A 19,681-nucleotide genomic window follows, 5' to 3' on the forward strand; every position below is an offset into this window, starting at 1 on the left:
ATATCCTCCTTATTTTTCAACTTTTTCAATCGGCGCAAAGGCCGCCAACAATCGTTTGACGCCTTGTTGTGGGAACGCCACATCTAATTCAACATCTTGCGCGCTGCCAGTCGTCCGAACGACCGTACCGATTCCCCATTTTTTATGTTGAACTTTCTCGCCTACTTGCCAAGTATTACCAACTGCAGAAGTCTGTTGTTTAGAAGCGACGGTCGTTTGACGCGGTTGTGTATAGCTCGGTTTGAACACTTTTGGTTGAAACGGTGCAGCAGCTTTCGGCTGTGAACGCTCGCCTAATGATTGCAGCAGATCTTGTTCGATCTCTTCGATAAACCGAGACGGACGATTGTATTGGGTCCGACCGTATAATGTTCTGGAAAAAGCGTTGGTCATAAAGAGCTCTTCCTCGGCACGAGTGATTCCCACGTAAGCAAGGCGCCGTTCTTCTTCGAGCTCGCTTTCTTCCATTAAGGCACGAGAAAGCGGGAAGATATTTTCTTCCAACCCAATCAAAAATACCACTGGAAACTCTAGTCCTTTTGCAGCATGCAAGGTCATCAAAGTCACTTGACTACTTTCTTCTTCATAACTATCGACGTCAGACAATAAAGCTAAGTCATTTAAGAAAACACTCAACTTCTCATCTGGTGCATCTGCATCGTCTTCGTTTTGCGCCTCAAATCGTTTGTCGAATTCTTGGGTAACCGATAAAAATTCTTCCAAGTTTTCAAGTCTAGCTTGTGCTTCTAAATTATTCTGGTTGACTAACTCTTGACGATAACCCGTTTTTTCTAATATTTCTTTCGTCAGTTCGGTTACTGATAGGTAAGGAACCATCTGGGCGAAGCCATCCATCATCATCCCAAAGCTCCCTAATTCTTTGCCAGCCTTTCCAGAAATATTCGCTAACTCGACGTTCATGGCTGCTTCTAACAATGACCATTCATGAAGATTCGCAAACGCTCGTAGTTTCTCGACGGATGTCGCACCGATCCCACGTTTTGGTACATTGATGATACGCTCTAAGCTGATGGAATCTCGCGGATTGGCGATCGCCGATAAATAGGCCAAAATATCACGGATTTCTTTGCGGTCATAGAATTTTCTGCCGCCGACCATCGTATAAGGAACGTTGGCTTTTAAAAGCATTTCTTCAATGATCCGTGACTGGGCATTGGTCCGATACAATATCGCAAAATCACCGAATTTACGGTTCTTTTCTGCAATTTGTTTTTGCATTTCACTGACGATAAATCGCGCTTCATCTCGTTCACTATCCCCGCGATAATAAGTGATCTTTTCCCCATCATGATTTTCTGTCCATAGATTTTTATCTGGACGGTTGCGGTTATTTTTGATTACTTGGTTTGCCGCATTTAAAATCGTTTGCGTTGAACGATAGTTTTGCTCTAACAAAATCGTTGCGGCATCTGGATAGTCCTTTTCAAAGTCTAAAATATTTTGCATGTTGGCACCACGCCAACCGTAAATACTTTGGTCCGCATCCCCAACAACACAAAGATTTCGAAAACGAGCGGCCAATAAATTGACCAGCGTGTATTGGGCGTGGTTGGTATCTTGGTATTCATCGACATGGATATAGTGGAATTTCCGTTGATAAAATTGCAGCGCATCTTCATTGTCTTGGAAGAGGCGGATCGTATTCATGATTAAATCATCGAAGTCCATGCATTGATTGTTTCGCAGCTCTTTTTGATATTTTTCATAGCAACGACCTACGATCTGCTCAAATAGACTACCTTCCATGGCTTGGTAAGCTTCAGGTGTCAACAGCTCGTTCTTTGCATGAGAGATCGTTCCCAAAATAGAACGAGGATCATATTTTTTGGGATCGATATTCAATTCTTTTAATACCCGTTTCATCAGTGTATTTTGCTCAGAAGAGTCAATGATGGTAAAATTCTTCGAATAGCCAATACGATCAACGTCCCTGCGCAAGATTCTGACACACATCGAGTGGAAGGTTGAAACCCAAACGTCTTCTCCACCCGATCCTAATAGTTGACTGACCCGTTCCTTCATTTCACGTGCCGCTTTATTGGTAAATGTGATGGCTAAAATATTCCATGGATTCACATTTTTTTCTTCTATTAAATAGGCGATTCGGTGGGTTAGGACACGGGTCTTCCCGCTTCCTGCACCTGCCATCAGCAGCAACGGTCCTTCCGTATGCATAACGGCTTCTTTTTGCCGTGGGTTCATGCGTTCAAGTAATTCACTTTTGGATGACATGATTTTAAACATCCTTTCTTTCTCAATCTTCTCAATTATAGCATTATCCGGGAAAGGGGAAAACCGAACGCTTTGAAAACTTTTAATTAAAAGCGCTTTGATTTTTTCCCTTACGATTCATGCAATTTTTTCAAGAGAAAGTAGGCTTGATTTGTTTACATAATAAAAAGGCTGTAAACCTACCAGCCTTTTTATTCGTTTGAAGATTTTGGTTAACTAAAGTACTTCTCCACTAGTTTTTCATTTACATAAATCGAGACTTGCCCATCATTGACCGGGAAAACACCTTTTCCGGTATCATCTAAAACAACTTTCGCTTCATTGTTTCTCAATATATCCACGAATGTCTCTCCACCATGGATCGCACTGATAGTCATTTCTTTCTCCGCTCCTTGAGCATTGGTCATCACGACCGCTAATCCAGAAAGCTCATGTTCATAATCGCCAGTTAATACCCAGCCAATGCAATTAGGATCATCGAAATAATCGACTTGATTCCCGAATGCAAGCTTCTCCCGAAGTTTCAGCATATGGACCAGCGCATCCCCGACAGGGGCGATTTCTTGCGCGGGAATCCCAAATAAATCCCCCCAGAAAACTACTGGTACGCCAGCTTTACGTAAAAGGATCAATGAATAGGCATGGACTTTGAACCATCCGTCTATCCAAGATTGTAAACTTTGCCCAACCTGCGTGTCATGATTATCCACAAAAGTCACTGCGTAATCTTCGCGAGCGGCGGTCAACGTCCCTGCAAAAATTTGGCTCATATCGTATTCGCCATTTGAGTGAGATGCTTCATATAAATTGTAGTGCAATGGCACATCAAATAAATAAATCAAATTTCCTGAAGAATCTAAATACTCTTCTAATTTTGGCAGATCCCCTGACCAATATTCTCCGACAACAAATAGTGGTTTGCCTTTTTCCTCACGTCGGTTTAAGATCCAATCCGCGTAATAGTTGAACTCAATGTGTTTGACCGCATCTAGTCGATACCCGTCAACGCCAGTCAGTTCTTGGTACCACTGGCCCCATTTATTGAGTTGTTCCACTGTTTCGGGATTTTCCATGTCCAAATCACAGCCCATTAAATAGTCGTAATTACCCATCTCATCATCCACTTGGTTTTCCCAGCCCTTATCAGCGAAGTTAAAAATCCCGTGGTCTTTGTTGCGGTCATCATAATCGACACCAGAAAAATTATGCCACGTCCAAACGTAGTCATTGTACGTCCCCTGACGTCCTGGGAAAGTGAACTTGGTCCAAGCTTCGATTTCTTCCTCATCACTGATCGGTTCATTACGGTTTTCGGTATTGTATTTAACCGCTGGAACGACTTCTTTTTCATCGGCACCAATCAAGTGATTGAAAACGATGTCGGCATAAACCTCTATTCCTTGTTCTTGCAGTGCTTTGATGGCTTCTAGGTATTCATCCTTTGTCCCATATTTTGTTGGCACCGACCCCTTTTGATCGAATTCGCCTAGATCATAATAATCATAGACACCATACCCAACGTCTTCGGACCCAGCTGTCCCTTTATAGGCAGGCGGCAGCCAAATTGCGGTAAATCCATACTCTTTGATTTCTTTACTCATTTCTTTCAATTTGTTCCAGTGCTGGCTATCTGCCGGCAGGTCCCATTCGAACCCTTGTAAAATGACTTTGTTATTCATTTATTTATCCCCCCTTACTTCAATTAAGCCAAATAATAGTAAAAATTGTCAAATATAAGGATAGCTATTAAATCAAAATGACGGTTATCATGACCGTTTATGACCGATTCCATTTATTCACGCTTTCATTTTGAATGTTTTTTACTGTTTATGATTGATTTTGAACGAATCATATGGTATCATGGCAGGTGAAGAGGTGATGAAAATGCTTACAGAGGAGCGTTATCAAGCGATTTTGGCACGATTGGAACAAGAAGAGATCGTCAAGGTCAGTGAACTGATTCAACTGTTGGATGCTTCAGAATCAACGATCCGTCGAGACCTGCAAGAGTTGGAAGACAAAGGATTTTTAGTCAGAATTCACGGTGGAGCCAAGAAAAGTCAGCAATTAGGCTTCGAACCAAACATGTCAGAAAAAACGGCGAAGTTTCAAACGGAAAAGCAAAAGATAGCAAGAGCAGCTGCCCAGACGATCAAAAATGGTGAAGTCATTTACTTAGATGCTGGAACAACGACCCTCGAAATGATTCCTTTCCTATCGGCTATCACAGGCCTTAAGGTGGTCACAAACTCCGTCAAACACGCTTCCCTGTTGATCGATCACGGGATCGACACCATGATTTTAGGGGGAACCATAAAGATATCGACGAACGCTGTGTTAGGGATCAATGCTGGTGAACAACTGCGAAAACTACGCTTTAATCGTTGCTTTATGGGCATGAACGGGGCTCATTCTGAGGCTGGATTCACAACACCAGATCCTGAAGAAGCCCTGATCAAGCAGATCGCTTTAGAGCACAGTCAACAAGCCTATGTCTTGCTAGACCATTCCAAATTTCAGCAAACGACTTTTGCTCAAGTTGCCTTTATCGAAGGTGCGACGATCATCACCGATTATTGCCCAAAAAACTATTTAGCGAAATTCAGAGCAAAAACAACCATTATGGAGGTAATACAATGATTTACACAGTAACACTCAATCCATCGATCGACTTTATCGTCCATGTCGATCATTTGGAAATCGGCGCCCTTAATCGAATGAAACAAGACTTTAAACTACCTGGCGGCAAAGGAATCAATGTCTCACGGATTTTGAAACGCATCGGCATCGCCTCGACTGCCCTTGGTTTCGTTGGCGGATTTACTGGTCGTTTTATTGAAGAGTGGCTGACCAAAGAGGAAATCAACAGCAACTTTACCCAAGTCGCTGCGGACACACGAATCAATATCAAACTAAAATCCGGCGAAGAAACAGAAATCAACGGTCTTGGTCCAGTCATTCGCCAGCAAGAAATTGCTGAATTAAAACACCAGTTAGCCACTCTTTCTGCCGAAGACATCGTCATCCTATCAGGAAGTAAACCAGCTGGTCTTCCAACCGACTTTTATAAAGAATTGATCAAAATCGTTAAAGAAGCGGGTGCGGAATTTGTCATTGATACGACCGGCGCGGAACTTTTTGATGCTTTATCCGATCAGCCTTTGCTGATCAAACCAAATAATCATGAATTAGCCGAACTTTATGAAATTTCTTTTTCAACAATCGAAGATATTTTGCCTTATGGTCAAAGAATGCTAAAGGATGGCGCTAAAAATGTCATTGTCTCTCTAGGCGGCGATGGCGCCCTGCTCTTTACTGGCAATGAGATCTATCGATCCAATGTGTTGAAACGGCCATTGAAAAATTCAGTTGGCGCTGGAGATTCCATGATTGCTGGATTCATTGGGCGTTATGCAAAGACCAAAGATGTGGTTGAAGCATTCAAATGGGGAGTCGCTTGTGGCAGTGCCACCGCGTTTTCAGATGATTTAGCTGAGGCGTCATTTATCGAAGAATTACTACCGGAAGTCATAATTGAACAAGTGAATGTATAGGAGGATGGAAAAAATGAAAATCAATGAGTTGATGCTGAAAGATGCCATGATCATGGACTTAAAAGCAACAGACAAAAAAGGTGCCATTGATGAAATGGTCGCAAAATTATATGCTGTCGGACGAATTTCAGATATCGAAGTCTACAAAGAAGGAATTCTTGCGCGAGAAGCTCAAACATCAACAGGGCTAGGTGACGGCATCGCAATGCCTCATGCCAAAAACAGTGCGGTCAAAGAAGCGACGGTCTTATTCGCAAAAAGTAATGCGGGTGTTGACTATGAGGCGTTAGATGGACAACCAACGTACCTCTTCTTTATGATCGCAGCACCAGAAGGAGCAAATGATACTCATTTACAAGCATTAGCAGCGCTATCTCGCTTGTTGATCGATCCAGATTTCGTTGCTAAATTAAAAACAGCGACGACTGCTGATCAAGTACAGCAACTTTTCTCAGAAGCTGAGGCACAGCAAGAAGCCGATGCTTTAGCAGAAGAAGCGGCAAACCAAGAAGCAGCACCTGCTAGCGAACGTCCCTATATCGTCGCAGTTACAGCTTGCCCGACAGGGATTGCTCACACCTACATGGCAGAAGATGCTTTGAAAAAGAAAGCCAAAGAGCTTGGTGTAGACATCAAAGTCGAAACAAACGGTTCAGAAGGAATCAAAAATCGTCTAACAGAAGCTGATATCGCCCGTGCTACTGGTGTAATCGTAGCTGCTGATAAAAAAGTAGAAATGGATCGCTTTGACGGCAAACATTTAGTAAACCGTCCTGTCAGTGATGGTATCCGTAAAACCGAGCAATTAATCAATGAAGCAATGAGCGGAACTGCTCCTGTTTTTCATGGCAGCGGCCAAGCTTCTGATAAAGAGGACGCTTCTGCTGATGGTTCAGTCGGTCAACGAATCTATAAAGATTTGATGAATGGTGTTTCTCATATGCTGCCATTTGTTATTGCCGGTGGAATCATGATCGCTATTTCCTTCATGGTGGACCAGTTCATGGGTGTCCCTCAAGATGCCTTGAGTCAATTAGGGAACTACAACCAAGCAGCTTCTTGGTTCAATCAAATCGGTAGCGCGGCATTTGGTTTTATGCTACCTGTCTTAGCTGGATTTATCGCTTCAAGTATCAGTGACCGACCTGGATTGATCGTCGGTTTTGCAGCAGGTGCGTTAGCAAATACAGGTGGTGCTGGTTTCTTAGGTGCCTTGATCGGCGGTTTCTTAGCTGGTTACGTCATCAAGTTCTTACGTTCATTATTCAAAGGCTTACCAAAATCATTAGAAGGAATCAAAACGATCCTCTTCTACCCTGTTTTCGGCCTATTGATCACTGGCTTCTTGATGTTACTGATTAACGTGCCAATGAAAGCTATCAATGACGGCTTGAACAGCTTCTTGACTGGCTTAAGTGGTACCAACGCAGCTTTACTTGGCGCTTTGTTAGCAGCGATGATGGCAGCCGATCTAGGCGGCCCAATCAACAAAGCCGCTTATGTTTTTGGTACTGCAACATTGGCAACGACCGTTGCTGAAGGTGGTAGCGTCGTGATGGCATCTGTAATGGCGGGCGGAATGGTTCCTCCATTAGCAATCTTTGTCGCAACGTTATTGTTCAAAAATAAATTTACAAAAGACCAAAAAGAAGCAGGTTTGACAAATATCGTCATGGGGCTGTCCTTCGTCACAGAAGGTGCGATTCCATTTGCAGCAGCAGATCCACTGCGAGCGATCCCAAGCTTTATCGTCGGTTCTGCCCTGACTGGTGCACTTGTCGGTGCCTTTGATATCCAATTGATGGCGCCACATGGTGGGATCTTCGTTGTCCTATTATTATCTAAACCAATTTTGTTCTTGCTATTCATCTTGATCGGTGCGATCGTTTCTGGCGTCGTATTCGGTTTGTTGAAAAAAGCGCCTGAGCAAACAGCTTAATTGAAAAGACCCACAAGATCCTCGTGATCTTGCGGGTCTTTTTCATTCTTGATTGGTAAAAAGCTGCTGCTCGACTAGCTTTTGGGTGTTCATAAAATACACTCGTAGTTTTTTCCCATCCTTCTTTAGATTGACCCATGTATATTTGCGCGTGCGGTGCAGATAGCCAAAATGAACATCAGGCATGGCCGCTTTCAAAGCATCTAGCGGTAAGTGCTTCAAAGCAGTCTCCGGCAAATAAAATTGCAGGCAAGCAGTATAGTCTTTAAAACGATCCTCTGAATATTCAATCTCAAGATGGCTACGAATATAGAATGAATAAGCCTCTACTCCATCGTCTATCGTTAGTTCTGGCTTTAATACGATATAATCCATCATGCGCAACCGCTCTTGATCCACCCAAGGAAAATACGCTTGGGCATTCAAATACCCTTTCACTCTCCGCTCTTGATACTCTTCGTTCACGAGGTCGAAGCTTCTGGTGACAAAATGTGTCGCGCTTCGTTTTGTTGTTGGCTGCAGTCGATCATTTTGGTATTGGATGGTTTGGATCAAGTGATCGCCAAAGGCATATTCAATATATGGTTCTCTCAAAATACCGACCCCGTTATCCCAAGTCAATTGATCGATTCCAGTTTGATCGCGAAACAATCGCTGGTAGGATAGATTCAATTCGTGATCCCACTGGAAAGGATCTCGATACAATTCCACCATCACAACCCCTTGGTCTCTTACCTGCACTTGCTCCACCTGCTGCGCATCAGTAATGATCACCTGAGGAATGATATGCGCGTAGAATGCCGAAAAGTACATGCGCCAGCAAGAAGTCAGTGTATAGCCATTGTAAAAGACGTCGTAACCAGAAAACTGATTGCAGTCGATGACGATTTCTTGTTCAAAGTTTTTCCGCTTCGGTAACGCGTTGATTTCAGCAATCGATTGAAAATTTTGCCTTTTCTCGATTCCCTCGACGTTATGCATCAAGTACTCATCATATGAACGCAAATAGCCGAACAAGCCATCTCTTTGCATCGTTTCATCGAAGTAACTTAAAATCACGGGTTTTTGCGTGGAAAATACGTCTTTCGTAAACAGGTGCCGTTGTAAAACAGCCTCTTGAATGATATGGATACTGGACTCATTTTGGCCGTCCGTCACAATAATTTCTGTATTGATTTCTTCAGGGGCGTTATGCAACAACCGACTGATTTCATCAAAATCGTAAGGTTTCTTTGCTTGCTGATTGTAGTAGTATTCCGTCGGCTGATAGCTAAGACGAACCAAAGCGAACCAATTTTCAATCAACAAACGCAACTGTGCTGCTTCCATTTGTGTCGATTGTAGAAATCCATAAATTTTTTCAGTTTTGATCATCGCTATCCCTCTTTTCTATCCCCTTTCTTTAATTATAGTAAAGGGAGAAACGATTGAACACTATTTCGCTTTTTTTTGGTGAAATCTACGACCGTTCGTGGTAAACTAAAGGCGCTTGGAGGTGAACCTTATGGGCTTAAAATTCCAACGAGAAGACTCGCTAGATAAAATGTTTGATGATTTTGCCTTTCTTCCCGATAACGACAAAGACAATAAAAAGCAGGAAAAGGATATTGAGCGTTTCTTGAAAAACGAATCTGATGAAGAGAAAAAAACACAACCTAAAGATAGTAAGAAAGCAGACTAATAAAAAAGGCAAAGGACGCGTCAGTCCCTTGCCTTTTTTTACTTGCCAAAATAGAAAATGAGCCACTGAAGCTACATAAGTTCAACGATCAGAATCATCATCTAGAGGTTTTCTTATAGCTCTTCATACAACATGCTTTGACGTAATCGCACCAAGCCAATGATCAACAAGCAAAGAATAAAAAAGATGGTTGCTAAGATCGTCACCACGAAGATCACCACAAAAATCGGTGAGCTTGTAAAACGAATCATTGGTTCAAAGATAGTGGTTTTAATCAAGTCAGGGATCTCTGAGACTAAGAGTTGTTGAATCGCTTGGTTAAAATCTTCCGTTGATGAATTTGCGGGCAAAACAGCCATAAAACTCCCTACACCATAATTTGCGACCCCAATCCAAGCAATTGCGACGTTTGCTAGAGCGAGCCAGCCAACGCCAAGATTACCGACAACGATCGAACCGATCGCAAGATTGCCAATCCCAACTAATAAGCCAAAGCAGAGATTCCCTATTGCAATGACACCGATACTGACTGTCCCAATTACCAACATTCCGAAGGACAATAAGCCAATCGATAAAAAGCCTAAACTGACAACCCCCAAAGCAATAATCCCTTTGGCTTTGACACCAAGGCTAAACCAGCCGCTGGCAGTTGGTAGCTCTTTCATTAGAACAAAAAACTCTCGAACGCTCGTCACTTGATTCAGTAATAAGAATAAATTGGGAATCAAAATGTGCATCAACGGAAGCCGCAGAACCGTCCGTTCACTTTTGTATTCATAATAGTAGGTTTCTTTTTTTTCTTTTAATAGCTCTTCCACTGGTGTGCCTAATAAATCGGCTAGACGGACCAATGTCTCGATGTCTGGCAACCCATTTCCTCGTTCCCATTTTGAAATGGCTTTATCAGAAACAAATAACCTCGCAGCTAATTCCTTCTGTGTTAAATTATGTCTTGATCGATACTCTTTTAATTTTTTACTTAATGATTCATGCATTCGACCACACCTCCTTGTTACAAGTTTAACAAATAACAAGGAGATTTTCGCTAAAATTGAGCAAATTCAGCACTCTACGCTGCGTAGAATAGCTTAAATCAGCTAATTTCCACTGTAAAATGAGAAAAACCGAAGCAAAGGACTTTCTTGCTTCGGTTTCCTAAATGATAATTATTTTATTGCTGCTTCAATCGCTTTCCACGCTTCTTCTTTTCCTTGTTTGGTAACGGAAGAAAAGAGGATAAACGTATCTGCTGGATCAAAGGATAATGCTTTTTTGATCATGCTTTCATGCTTGTTCCATTTCCCGCGAGGGATTTTGTCTGCTTTGGTGGCGACCACGATCACTGGAATCTCGTAGTATTTCAAAAACTCATACATTTGAATATCTTCTTGTGAGGGGGCATGACGTAAATCGACAAGAGATACGACTGCACGCAGCTGCTCTCTTTGTTCAAGATATGTCTCAATCATTTTCCCCCATTTCGCTCGCTCTGTTTTCGATACTTTTGCATAGCCGTAGCCGGGGACATCGACAAAATGCAGCGTATTTTCAATCAAATAAAAGTTCAGCGTTTGCGTCTTCCCAGGTTTTGATGAGGTACGGGCTAAATTTTTACGATTGATCAATGTATTGATGAAGGATGACTTTCCGACATTTGAGCGTCCTGCTAAGGCAATCTCCGGTAAAGGTGTAGCTGGATATTGTGCTGGAGAAACGGCACTGATGACGATTTCAGCATCATGTACTTTCATTGAATCGCTCCTTTCTATTTTTTCAAAAAGAAAGCCGGATAGCAATGAAACTATCCGACTTGGTCTCGATTAGACTGCTTTTTTGGTCTCTTCATTGTAAATGATTTTTGGTTCACCAAGTCCTTTTGCCGCTTCTTCCGTGATGGTGACTTTTTGGATCGACTCATCAGAAGGGACATTGAACATGACATCCATCATGATATTCTCGATGATCGAACGCAACCCACGAGCACCGGTATTTCGCTCAATGGCTTGCGCAGCAATGGCACGCAAAGCCTCTGGCTCAAATTCAAGCTCGGTGTCATCTAATGCCATTAACTTTTGGTATTGTTTGACCAGCGCATTTTTTGGTTCAGTCAAAATATGCACTAAATCATCTACTGTTAATTTCTCTAGGGCAGCCATCACTGGCAAGCGGCCAATAAATTCAGGAATCAAACCGAATTTAAGCAAGTCTTCAGGAATGATTTGCTGCATCACACTTTCGCCTTCTTCAAGACGCTTATTGTTCGTGCCAAAACCAATTGTTTTTTCACCTAAACGGTTTTTAACGATGGTTTCGATTCCGTCAAACGCCCCGCCAACGATAAAGAGAATATTGGTGGTATCAATTTGGATCATCTCTTGATGTGGATGTTTCCGTCCACCTTGTGGCGGTACACTAGCAGTCGTTCCTTCTAGGATCTTCAGCAATGCTTGCTGTACGCCTTCACCGGATACGTCACGAGTAATCGATACATTTTCACTCTTACGGGCGATTTTATCGATCTCATCAATATAGATGATTCCTTTTTCTGCCATTTCTACGTTATAATCAGCAGCTTGTAACAGTTTCAAAAGAATGTTTTCCACATCTTCACCGACATAGCCGGCTTCTGTCAAACTGGTTGCATCAGCGATTGCAAAAGGCACGTTTAGTGAACGTGCTAACGTTTGTGCCAAAAATGTTTTCCCAGAACCTGTTGGTCCGATCAAGCAAATATTGCTTTTTTGTAATTCTACATCTTCTGCTGTCGTTTCTACATTGACCCGTTTGTAGTGATTGTAAACCGCTACAGCCAATGTCCGTTTCGCACGATCTTGTCCAATCACATATTCATTGAGAACATTCAGTAGTTCTTGCGGTTTCGGCACTTCGGTAAATTCACGAATTGCTTCTTCGTAAAACTCTTCATCAATGATTTCTTTGCACAAATCGATGCATTCATTACAGATATAGACCCCAGGACCTGCAACGATCTTTTTCACCTCTTCTTGCGTTTTGCCACAAAAAGAACAACGAACAGCTTCATTACCGTTTGTATTATCGTACATACTGTTCACCCCTTGAAAATTTTCCAACCTATTTAAAGGAGTGGAATTTTGTTTACTAACTTTGCAGTCTTAAACAATCATATCATAACTTTTTTGAAAGAAAAAGTTCTTTTTACGTTGCCTAACGTTTTCTTATCATTTGTTAGTAATTGTTAAACTAGCCCCTCTTACTCCCAAGAAAAAACGGCAAACACCGCTAGATGTTCGCCGTTTTTAAGCATTTTGCTTACGCTTCTTTTGCAGTACCTGTGACAAGTTCAACTGCTTTCTTCATCGTGATATCATGTTTCAACATGTCTTCTGTTAAGACGCGTTTGATTTGATCCACTGGCATGTTGTAAGCTTCAGAAAGTTCTTTGATTTCGTTTTCGATATCTTCTTCTGTTGCTTCCAAACCTTCTGCTTTAGCGATTGCTTCAATAACAAGGTTTGTTTTCACGCGGGTTTCTGCTTCACCTTCAAATTGTGTGTGCAGATCTGCTTCAGTTGAACCAGTTAATTGATAATACATTTCTGGTGAGATTCCTTGACGTTGCATGTTGTTCAAGAATTCATCCATTGAACGGTGTACTTCATCATGAACCATTGAATGTGGTAATTCAACGATTTCTGCGTTTTCAACTGCTTGACGGATCGCAGCTTCATCTTTTGCATCTTCAGCTGCTTTTTCTTTTGTTTCAGTCAATTCAGCACGGTATTTTTCTTTTAATTCAGCTAATGATTCAACGCTGTCATCAACGTCTTTTGCGAATTCATCATCTAATTCAGGAAGTTCTTTTGCTTTTACTTCGTGAACAGTTACTTTGAAGACTGCTTCTTTACCAGCTAAATCTTCTGCTTGATAATCTTCTGGGAAAGTAACGGTAACGTCTTTGCTATCACCAGCTTTTGTTCCTACTAACTGTTCTTCAAAACCAGGGATGAATGAGTTTGAGCCAAGTTCAAGTGAGTAGTTTTCACCTTTGCCGCCTTCAAATGTTTCTTCCCCTAAGAAGCCTTCAAAGTCGATAACGACTGTGTCGCCATTTTCAGCTGCTTCGTCTTCTTTGATAACTAATTCAGCTTGTGCTTCTTGTTCACGTTTGATGCGTGCATCCACGTCTTCTTCTGTTACTTCACGGTCTTGTTTTTCAACTGTTAATTCTTTGTAATCACCAAGTTTTACTTCAGGTTTTACAGTAACTTCTGCTTTGATAACCCAATCTTGGCCTTTTTCCATGCTGTCAACGTCGATTTTTGGTTGCGCAACAGGATCGATCCCTGCTTCTTTTACAGCAGCTTCATAAGCTTCTGGAAGAACAGCGTTCAATGCATCTTCATACAATGCTTCTTCGCCGTACATACGGTTAAATACTTGGCGTGAAACTTTTCCTTTACGGAAGCCAGGTACGTTAAGATTGCCTTTCACTTTATTGAATGCAGTCGTCAAGCCTTTTTGGATTTCTGCTTGAGCGATCGTAAATGTCAAAACACCATCATTGGTGCCTGTTTTTTCCCATTTTGCAGTCATTTATTTCCCTCCGAATATTAATTGATTTACATATGAAATAGCTTCATGCATACCTTTAAATAGTACACTAACGTTGTTTAATTGTAAACATTTTACCATGAAAGTTGCGAATTTTTCTTTCAGCGAATGCTCAATCGTAGGATATTGCGTAGGTGTCGTTTGCGTTCTTCTATTTCATTCACTGCTTTTGGCTGTTCTTTTTCTTCAAATAACCCACGATAATCTTCAATGTAGCTTGCCACCCATGCTTTTGCCTCCTCTTTTGCAGGTAAAAATGGGTAGCTGATGGCTAAATGATCATTGATCTCTGCTGAGACGCTTTCTGCTAAAATCGGATCTTCTTGGGCGATCGTTTCGTCAATCTCTTTCTGGATCGCTTTAACAGCGGCATCTTCTTGCAAAAGTTTTAACTCTTTCGGAACGATTTGCTGCATATTCCCAAGGTAATCGATCAGTTCAAAAGGTTCGTCCACTTCAAGACGCACGAGCTCATCCACTAATTTGGGCAGCAAATATGGATTTTTGATGGAAGCTAACGTTTCATGCATCAGCGTGACAAATTGTGGTTTGGTAATGGCTTGGGTAAAAACGTGCCATTCTGTTGCACTCACCGGTTGATTGGCTTCATCTAATGCACGTAAATGCTTGCGTTTCCCATGAAAATCTTCCAGTCCTAAAATTTGCTGCACTTCTTCTACCTTTGCTAATTCACTTGCTAACTGTTCCTGATAGCGGCTTGCAATTTTTGTTTTTTTACCTAATGTAAGCCAGCGCCGAGCTTTTAAATACTGACCATCCAAGATCAGCAGATGACCAATTTGTAAATACCCGTCGGTTTCTTTTAGATAATCATCCAAATAGTCTTCCGCCAGATCTAACGCTTTGGCAAAATCATTCAACTGCTGCAGACATTCAACCAGCCATTGATTGATCTCAAAACTGGCATTTTTTTGATAGAGTTCATTGTACAGGCGAAAAGCTTGCAAAAACTCCTTTGACTGGTAGGCTTTTTCTGCCGCCAGCCGAAGCCGTTCATTTGGTCCTGGGAAATCAATCGTCTCACCCATTCTCGATCCCTCCTTTACTACTTGCTTGATCTGCTAGTTAGTTTTGTGCGCCAATCATTACGTGATTGGCATCCACCTGTTTATTGAAAGCTTTGATCAGATTAATGGTCACCACACTGGTTTCTGCAAAATAATCCGCAGCCTGCTGCTTATTTTTATTAAAGACGATTGGTAAATAACCGAGATAAAAGAAAAGATTGAATTGTAATACGTAGCGTCCGCATAGCTCGCGAATCAACACGGTTTGCCAGCTGAGTTCTTCCTCTACAAAAGAAACCACTCGAATGCCAAAAAGCATTTTTCCAATCGTTTGACCATGATTTAGCTTTGTCATTAGAACAAAATAGCCTAGATAGATTGCTAAGGCACAGATGTTGTAAAGGCCAAACCGCTGATTGGTTGCCGTTAAATTCGCTAGATTGTAGATACTACCGATCGTTATTTGGGTAATCGCTCGGATCACCAACACATCAACGAGATAAGCAAAGAAACGAATCCAAAACCCAGCAAAAAAGTAGCTAGGAAAATCATTGAAGAACCGTTTGTCTTCTGCCTGTTTTTCAGGTTCTTCATACCGTTGCCAGGCTTGTTGTTTTTCCTCGATCTCGCTTTGGGTATACTCTTCTTCTTTAAAAGACGTTAAGACTTGTTGGTAAAAATCATCGGGATGATTTACTTGTGCGTTCCTCATCGCTTTGTTGGCACTTACTGGTTCGGTTGTTTCTGAAACCTGTGCCTCAGTTGGCACATCCGTATGACCGGTTGACGGTGTCGAGGTTTCCCGCTGTTCCCTTTGATCGATTGACGTACTCGTGTGATTGTCATCCGTTGACGATGTGCCAGCGGAATACTTGTTTTTCTCTGTCATAATCATTCACCTCCATAATAATAAAGAGGTTTTGGAGCATCGCTGGTTCCAAGGCTTTCCATCAATTGGATCACTCGCTCTGTGTTTGATTCTTTTAACCCTTGCAGTTCGGCTAAACTTGAACCTAACCAAGTAGAAGCAAATCCAGTAGAGGAAACATCATAGCTGAAAATCTCGGCATCTTCCAAGCCTAGATCTGCTTGCATTGCTGCTAATGTATCTTCAGGAAAACCGATTTCATCCACTAAACCAACAGACACTGCTTGCTGCCCATCATAGATGCGGCCATCAGCGATCTTTCTAACGGCTTCTTCTGTCATGCCGCGTCCTTCTGCTACGATTTTTACGAACCGACCATAGGCATTGTCGACATAGGTCTGCAAGACTTCTTTGTCGGCTTCTGTGGGTTTTCTCGTTGCTGAACCTACATCTTTTAGTGCGCCGCTTTTATACGTATTGTCTTCGATCCCTAGCTTTTCGAATAAGCCAGCATAGTTTAACCCTGACATGATCACCCCGATTGAACCAGTAATGGTTTCATCCGTTGCAAAAATTTTATCAGCACCTGCCGAGATATAATAACCGCCACTGGCTGCCATGTTTTTCATACTGACATACATCGGAATCCCTAACTCTTTGATTTTTGCTAACTCACGAGCGATCTCCGCACTTTCATAGACGCCGCCTCCTGGGGTATTGACTTCCATCAAGATGCCCCCAATAGTTGGATCTTCTTGGATCATCCGTAGTTCTTCTAAAAATCGCTGATGATCATAAGATTCTGTTGTGAATAAGCTACCACTGGAGCTGCTGGCGATGGTTCCTTCTAAAGATAAGCGAACGATGCGATTGTCTTGATCTCCGGCAACTAACGTTGTCTCTTCGATCGCATTACTTCCATAGAACAAAGCATTTAACCCTTGTAGCGTCTGAGTTTCCTCTTGCTCTGGACGATTTGTGATTACTGAAAAAACCCCCGAGCAGATAAATAACCCTGCTGCGATCGCCGCTGCGATCCATCTTCTTTTATTCATTTTCCCACCTAACTTTTCACCTTTCCCATTTTTAGTATAGATTTTTGATGACGATCACTGCTTCTTCGTCTCCAACCGCATCAAATTTCTCACTTTTTTCAGCTAAGACGTAGCCGCCAAAAAATTCCTTTGTCAGTTCATCCTGGACTTCGAATGTTTGCGCGGTTTCCACGGTGACTGATCCAGGCAAAATTTCTTGCAAGCTGTCCCAGCCCGTATCCAACATGACCTTTGTTTCATCTGTGACATTAGGATCTTTTTCTATCGCAGCTACCATTTTCTTTAGCTCTGAAAAAGTCATACAATTTACAAATTCTGGCATTTCATTCCCTCACTTTCTTACTTTTTTATTGTAGCGAACTTAAAAAAAAAAGCATAGCTTTATGAGGAAATTTCTTGGGAATCTTATTCGACAAAGCTATGTCAGCTGTTTTGATTTCCTTTAAACAGGTTCAAACCAACCTTACCAATAACTATACCAATTATTTTTATATAACTTTGAGTTGACAGAAACAGGAATAAATATTATGATATTGCTTGTATTTCTATAAAATATCTCACAAGGAGGATAGATAGACCAATAAGGATAGCGCCTGATCTGGAAACAGATGACGAGGAAAGAGTTTATCGAAACATTCGGCGGATGACTCTAGGGACTGCACTCTACAGGCAAGAACAAATCTCATCGTAAGGTGATGACAAAGACTTGCTACGCAGATAGAAATACATAATGCCAAACTAAATTTTTTGAAAGTAGGATTATCATTATGTGTGGAATTGTAGGAATCGTAGGAAAATCAAATGCAGAACGAATTATTTTGAACGGATTGGAACGCTTAGAGTATCGCGGCTATGACTCAGCAGGTCTTTATGTCGCTGATCGGACTTCGGATCACTTAATTAAAGCCCAAGGAAGAATCAAAAACTTGGAAGAAAAAGTGACTTCTGAAGTAACAGGAACGATCGGTATCGGACATACCCGTTGGGCGACCCACGGCAAGCCATCAGAAATGAACGCTCATCCTCACACTTCAGCAAACCAAGCACTCGTGTTGGTTCATAACGGTGTGATCGAAAACTTTGAAGAGCTTCATCAAGAATATTTAAGCAACCACCAATTTGAAGGTCAAACAGATACGGAAATCGTTGTTCATTTGATTGAAGCATTGAAGGAGCAAGACAACAGCACGACCAAAGCAGCCTTTAAAAAAGCTTTGTCCTTGATTCGCGGCTCTTATGCCTTTGCCTTAGTAGAAAAAAATGATCCAGAAACCATTTATGTTGCCAAAAACAAAAGTCCTTTATTGATCGGTTTGGGAGATGGGTTCAATGTCATCTGCAGCGATGCCTTAGCAATGCTCGATCAAACGACTCACTTTGTTGAGATCGAAGATGGCGAAATGGTGACCGTAACAGCCGATGCGATCGAAATCGAAGATCCAAAAGGAAACCTTGTGTACCGTGAGTCTTATGAAGCACAACTAGATCTGACTGACATCGAAAAAGGAACATACCCTTACTACATGTTAAAAGAAATCGATGATCAACCAACTGTGATGCGCCGCTTGATCCAAGAATATCAAGGAGAATCTGGTGAAGTAGTGATCGATCCAGCGTTAAAAAGCGAACTTTTAGCTAGCGATCGGATCTACATCATTGCTTGTGGTACTAGCAATCATGCGGGCTGGGCAGCAAAAGCCATTTTAGAAAAACTAACACAGATCCCAGTTGAGGTTCATTTATCTAGTGAGTTTGGCTACAACATGCCATTGTTGTCAGCAAACCCCTTCTTCTTGTTCTTATCACAAAGTGGTGAAACGGCAGATAGCCGTCAAGTATTAGTGACGATCAACCAGTTAGGTCTTCCTAGTCTGACGATTACCAACGTTGCTGGTTCTACTCTTTCTCGAGAAGCGAACCATACCTTATTGCTTCATGCTGGTCCAGAAATCGCTGTTGCCTCTACAAAGGCGTATACTGCACAGATCGCAGTGATGACGTTATTAGCAAAAGCCATTGGTGATGAAAAAGCTGTTCCTGAAGCATTGGACTTTGATGTTTTCCATGAACTAAGCATCGTTGCTTCTGCAATGGAGGCTTTAGTGGATGAAAAAGCTGTTATCAGTCAATTTGCTGAGGATTTCCTTTCCGAAACCCGTAATGCGTTTTACATTGGACGTGGAAATGATTACTATGTATCGATGGAAGCGGCATTGAAATTAAAAGAAATTTCTTATATCCAAGCGGAAGGCTTTGCGGCTGGTGAATTAAAACACGGCACCATCGCGTTGATCGAAGAAGGTACACCAGTGATCGGTGTGATCACGGAAGAAGTGACCGGCTCTCATACGCGAGGCAATTTGAAAGAAGTCGAATCTCGTGGGGCTCATACCCTTGTGATCGTTAGCCAAGAATTAGCAAAAGCGACTGATCAAATCATTTTACCAAATGTTCATCCATTGGTAACCAGCTTAGTGGCAGTCGTTCCAACACAGCTGCTGGCTTACTTTGCCACTTTACAGCGCGGATTCGACGTTGATAAACCAAGAAACTTAGCAAAATCCGTTACCGTTGAATAAGTTTTTTAAAAGATTGAAACCGAATTGGTTATCTTCTGTATAATAAAAAGAACTCCTCGTTCGATGACTCGATCGTTCATAGGGGTTCTTTTTTTCTTGTCTACTGCACAACAAATCCGAAAAGACTTTTA

Annotated in this window: 16 protein-coding genes; 5 read left to right on the plus strand and 11 right to left on the minus strand. The window is 41.9% G+C overall.

Translation table 11 applies throughout. The annotated features are described in order from the left end of the window. Window positions 1-9: 9 nt before the first annotated feature. Window positions 10-2,253 (minus strand): DNA helicase PcrA, encoded by a 2,244-nt coding sequence (gene pcrA / locus P0G38_RS09645; protein WP_275850437.1) that lies wholly within the window; start codon window positions 2,251-2,253, stop codon window positions 10-12. Window positions 2,254-2,465: 212 nt separating this feature from the next. Beyond that, the gene (locus tag P0G38_RS09650; protein WP_015509620.1) at window positions 2,466-3,932 is read right to left on the minus strand and encodes an alpha-amylase; all 1,467 of its coding nucleotides are present in this window, start codon (window positions 3,930-3,932) and stop codon (window positions 2,466-2,468) included. Window positions 3,933-4,137: 205 nt separating this feature from the next. Here P0G38_RS09650 and P0G38_RS09655 point away from each other — a divergent pair, with 205 nt between their 5' ends. Genes P0G38_RS09655 through P0G38_RS09665 form a run of 3 tightly spaced genes read left to right on the plus strand, consistent with a single transcriptional unit; the run spans window position 4,138 to window position 7,746 of the window. After that, the gene (locus tag P0G38_RS09655) at window positions 4,138-4,893 is read left to right on the plus strand and encodes a DeoR/GlpR family DNA-binding transcription regulator (RefSeq protein ID WP_275855237.1); all 756 of its coding nucleotides are present in this window, start codon (window positions 4,138-4,140) and stop codon (window positions 4,891-4,893) included. Beyond that, window positions 4,890-5,807, plus strand: a complete 918-nt coding sequence (gene pfkB / locus P0G38_RS09660) for a 1-phosphofructokinase (protein WP_275850440.1) — start codon at window positions 4,890-4,892, stop codon at window positions 5,805-5,807. Before P0G38_RS09655 ends, pfkB begins: the two co-directional genes overlap by 4 nt. A gap of 13 nt (window positions 5,808-5,820) precedes the next feature. Continuing rightward, a complete protein-coding gene (locus P0G38_RS09665) occupies window positions 5,821-7,746 on the plus strand; it encodes a PTS fructose transporter subunit IIABC (protein WP_275850442.1) in 1,926 nt (641 codons plus the stop codon). Window positions 7,747-7,788: 42 nt separating this feature from the next. On the opposite strand, the gene P0G38_RS09670 is transcribed toward P0G38_RS09665, so the two are convergent. After that, window positions 7,789-9,120, minus strand: coding sequence for a hypothetical protein (locus P0G38_RS09670; protein ID WP_167827373.1), 1,332 nt, complete (start codon window positions 9,118-9,120; stop codon window positions 7,789-7,791). Window positions 9,121-9,250: 130 nt separating this feature from the next. Between P0G38_RS09670 and P0G38_RS09675 the strand changes: the two genes are divergently transcribed. After that, window positions 9,251-9,427 carry an SPJ_0845 family protein gene (locus P0G38_RS09675; protein WP_275850446.1) on the plus strand — a complete coding sequence of 59 codons (177 nt, stop codon included), beginning with the start codon at window positions 9,251-9,253 and terminating at the stop codon, window positions 9,425-9,427. A 113-nt stretch (window positions 9,428-9,540) separates the two neighbouring features. On the opposite strand, the gene P0G38_RS09680 is transcribed toward P0G38_RS09675, so the two are convergent. The 8 genes from P0G38_RS09680 to P0G38_RS09715 all read right to left on the minus strand — a co-directional run bounded on the left by P0G38_RS09680 (window position 9,541) and on the right by P0G38_RS09715 (window position 17,293). Then, window positions 9,541-10,422, minus strand: a complete 882-nt coding sequence (locus P0G38_RS09680) for a helix-turn-helix transcriptional regulator (RefSeq protein WP_275850448.1) — start codon at window positions 10,420-10,422, stop codon at window positions 9,541-9,543. Between the two features lie 171 nt (window positions 10,423-10,593). Continuing rightward, window positions 10,594-11,178, minus strand: coding sequence for a ribosome biogenesis GTP-binding protein YihA/YsxC (gene yihA, locus P0G38_RS09685; protein ID WP_118215737.1), 585 nt, complete (start codon window positions 11,176-11,178; stop codon window positions 10,594-10,596). Between the two features lie 69 nt (window positions 11,179-11,247). Then, complete coding sequence (clpX, locus tag P0G38_RS09690; RefSeq protein WP_010748174.1) at window positions 11,248-12,492, minus strand: ATP-dependent Clp protease ATP-binding subunit ClpX; 1,245 nt, start codon at window positions 12,490-12,492, stop codon at window positions 11,248-11,250. A 226-nt stretch (window positions 12,493-12,718) separates the two neighbouring features. Then, complete coding sequence (gene tig / locus P0G38_RS09695) at window positions 12,719-14,002, minus strand: trigger factor (RefSeq protein WP_005225965.1); 1,284 nt, start codon at window positions 14,000-14,002, stop codon at window positions 12,719-12,721. A 119-nt stretch (window positions 14,003-14,121) separates the two neighbouring features. Beyond that, window positions 14,122-15,069, minus strand: coding sequence for a tetratricopeptide repeat protein (locus P0G38_RS09700; protein WP_015509612.1), 948 nt, complete (start codon window positions 15,067-15,069; stop codon window positions 14,122-14,124). Between the two features lie 37 nt (window positions 15,070-15,106). After that, window positions 15,107-15,937 (minus strand): RDD family protein, encoded by an 831-nt coding sequence (locus P0G38_RS09705; RefSeq protein ID WP_275850456.1) that lies wholly within the window; start codon window positions 15,935-15,937, stop codon window positions 15,107-15,109. A 2-nt stretch (window positions 15,938-15,939) separates the two neighbouring features. Beyond that, complete coding sequence (gene sppA / locus P0G38_RS09710; RefSeq protein ID WP_275850458.1) at window positions 15,940-16,971, minus strand: signal peptide peptidase SppA; 1,032 nt, start codon at window positions 16,969-16,971, stop codon at window positions 15,940-15,942. Between the two features lie 31 nt (window positions 16,972-17,002). Further along, on the minus strand, window positions 17,003-17,293 hold the full coding sequence (locus tag P0G38_RS09715) for a hypothetical protein (RefSeq protein ID WP_005225961.1): 291 nt from the start codon (window positions 17,291-17,293) through the stop codon (window positions 17,003-17,005). A gap of 445 nt (window positions 17,294-17,738) precedes the next feature. Between P0G38_RS09715 and glmS the strand changes: the two genes are divergently transcribed. Continuing rightward, on the plus strand, window positions 17,739-19,550 hold the full coding sequence (gene glmS / locus P0G38_RS09720) for a glutamine--fructose-6-phosphate transaminase (isomerizing) (protein ID WP_159160578.1): 1,812 nt from the start codon (window positions 17,739-17,741) through the stop codon (window positions 19,548-19,550). Window positions 19,551-19,681: the final 131 nt, after the last annotated feature.

This window comes from Enterococcus casseliflavus (assembly GCF_029215545.1).
Lineage (GTDB): Bacteria > Bacillota > Bacilli > Lactobacillales > Enterococcaceae > Enterococcus_D > Enterococcus_D casseliflavus.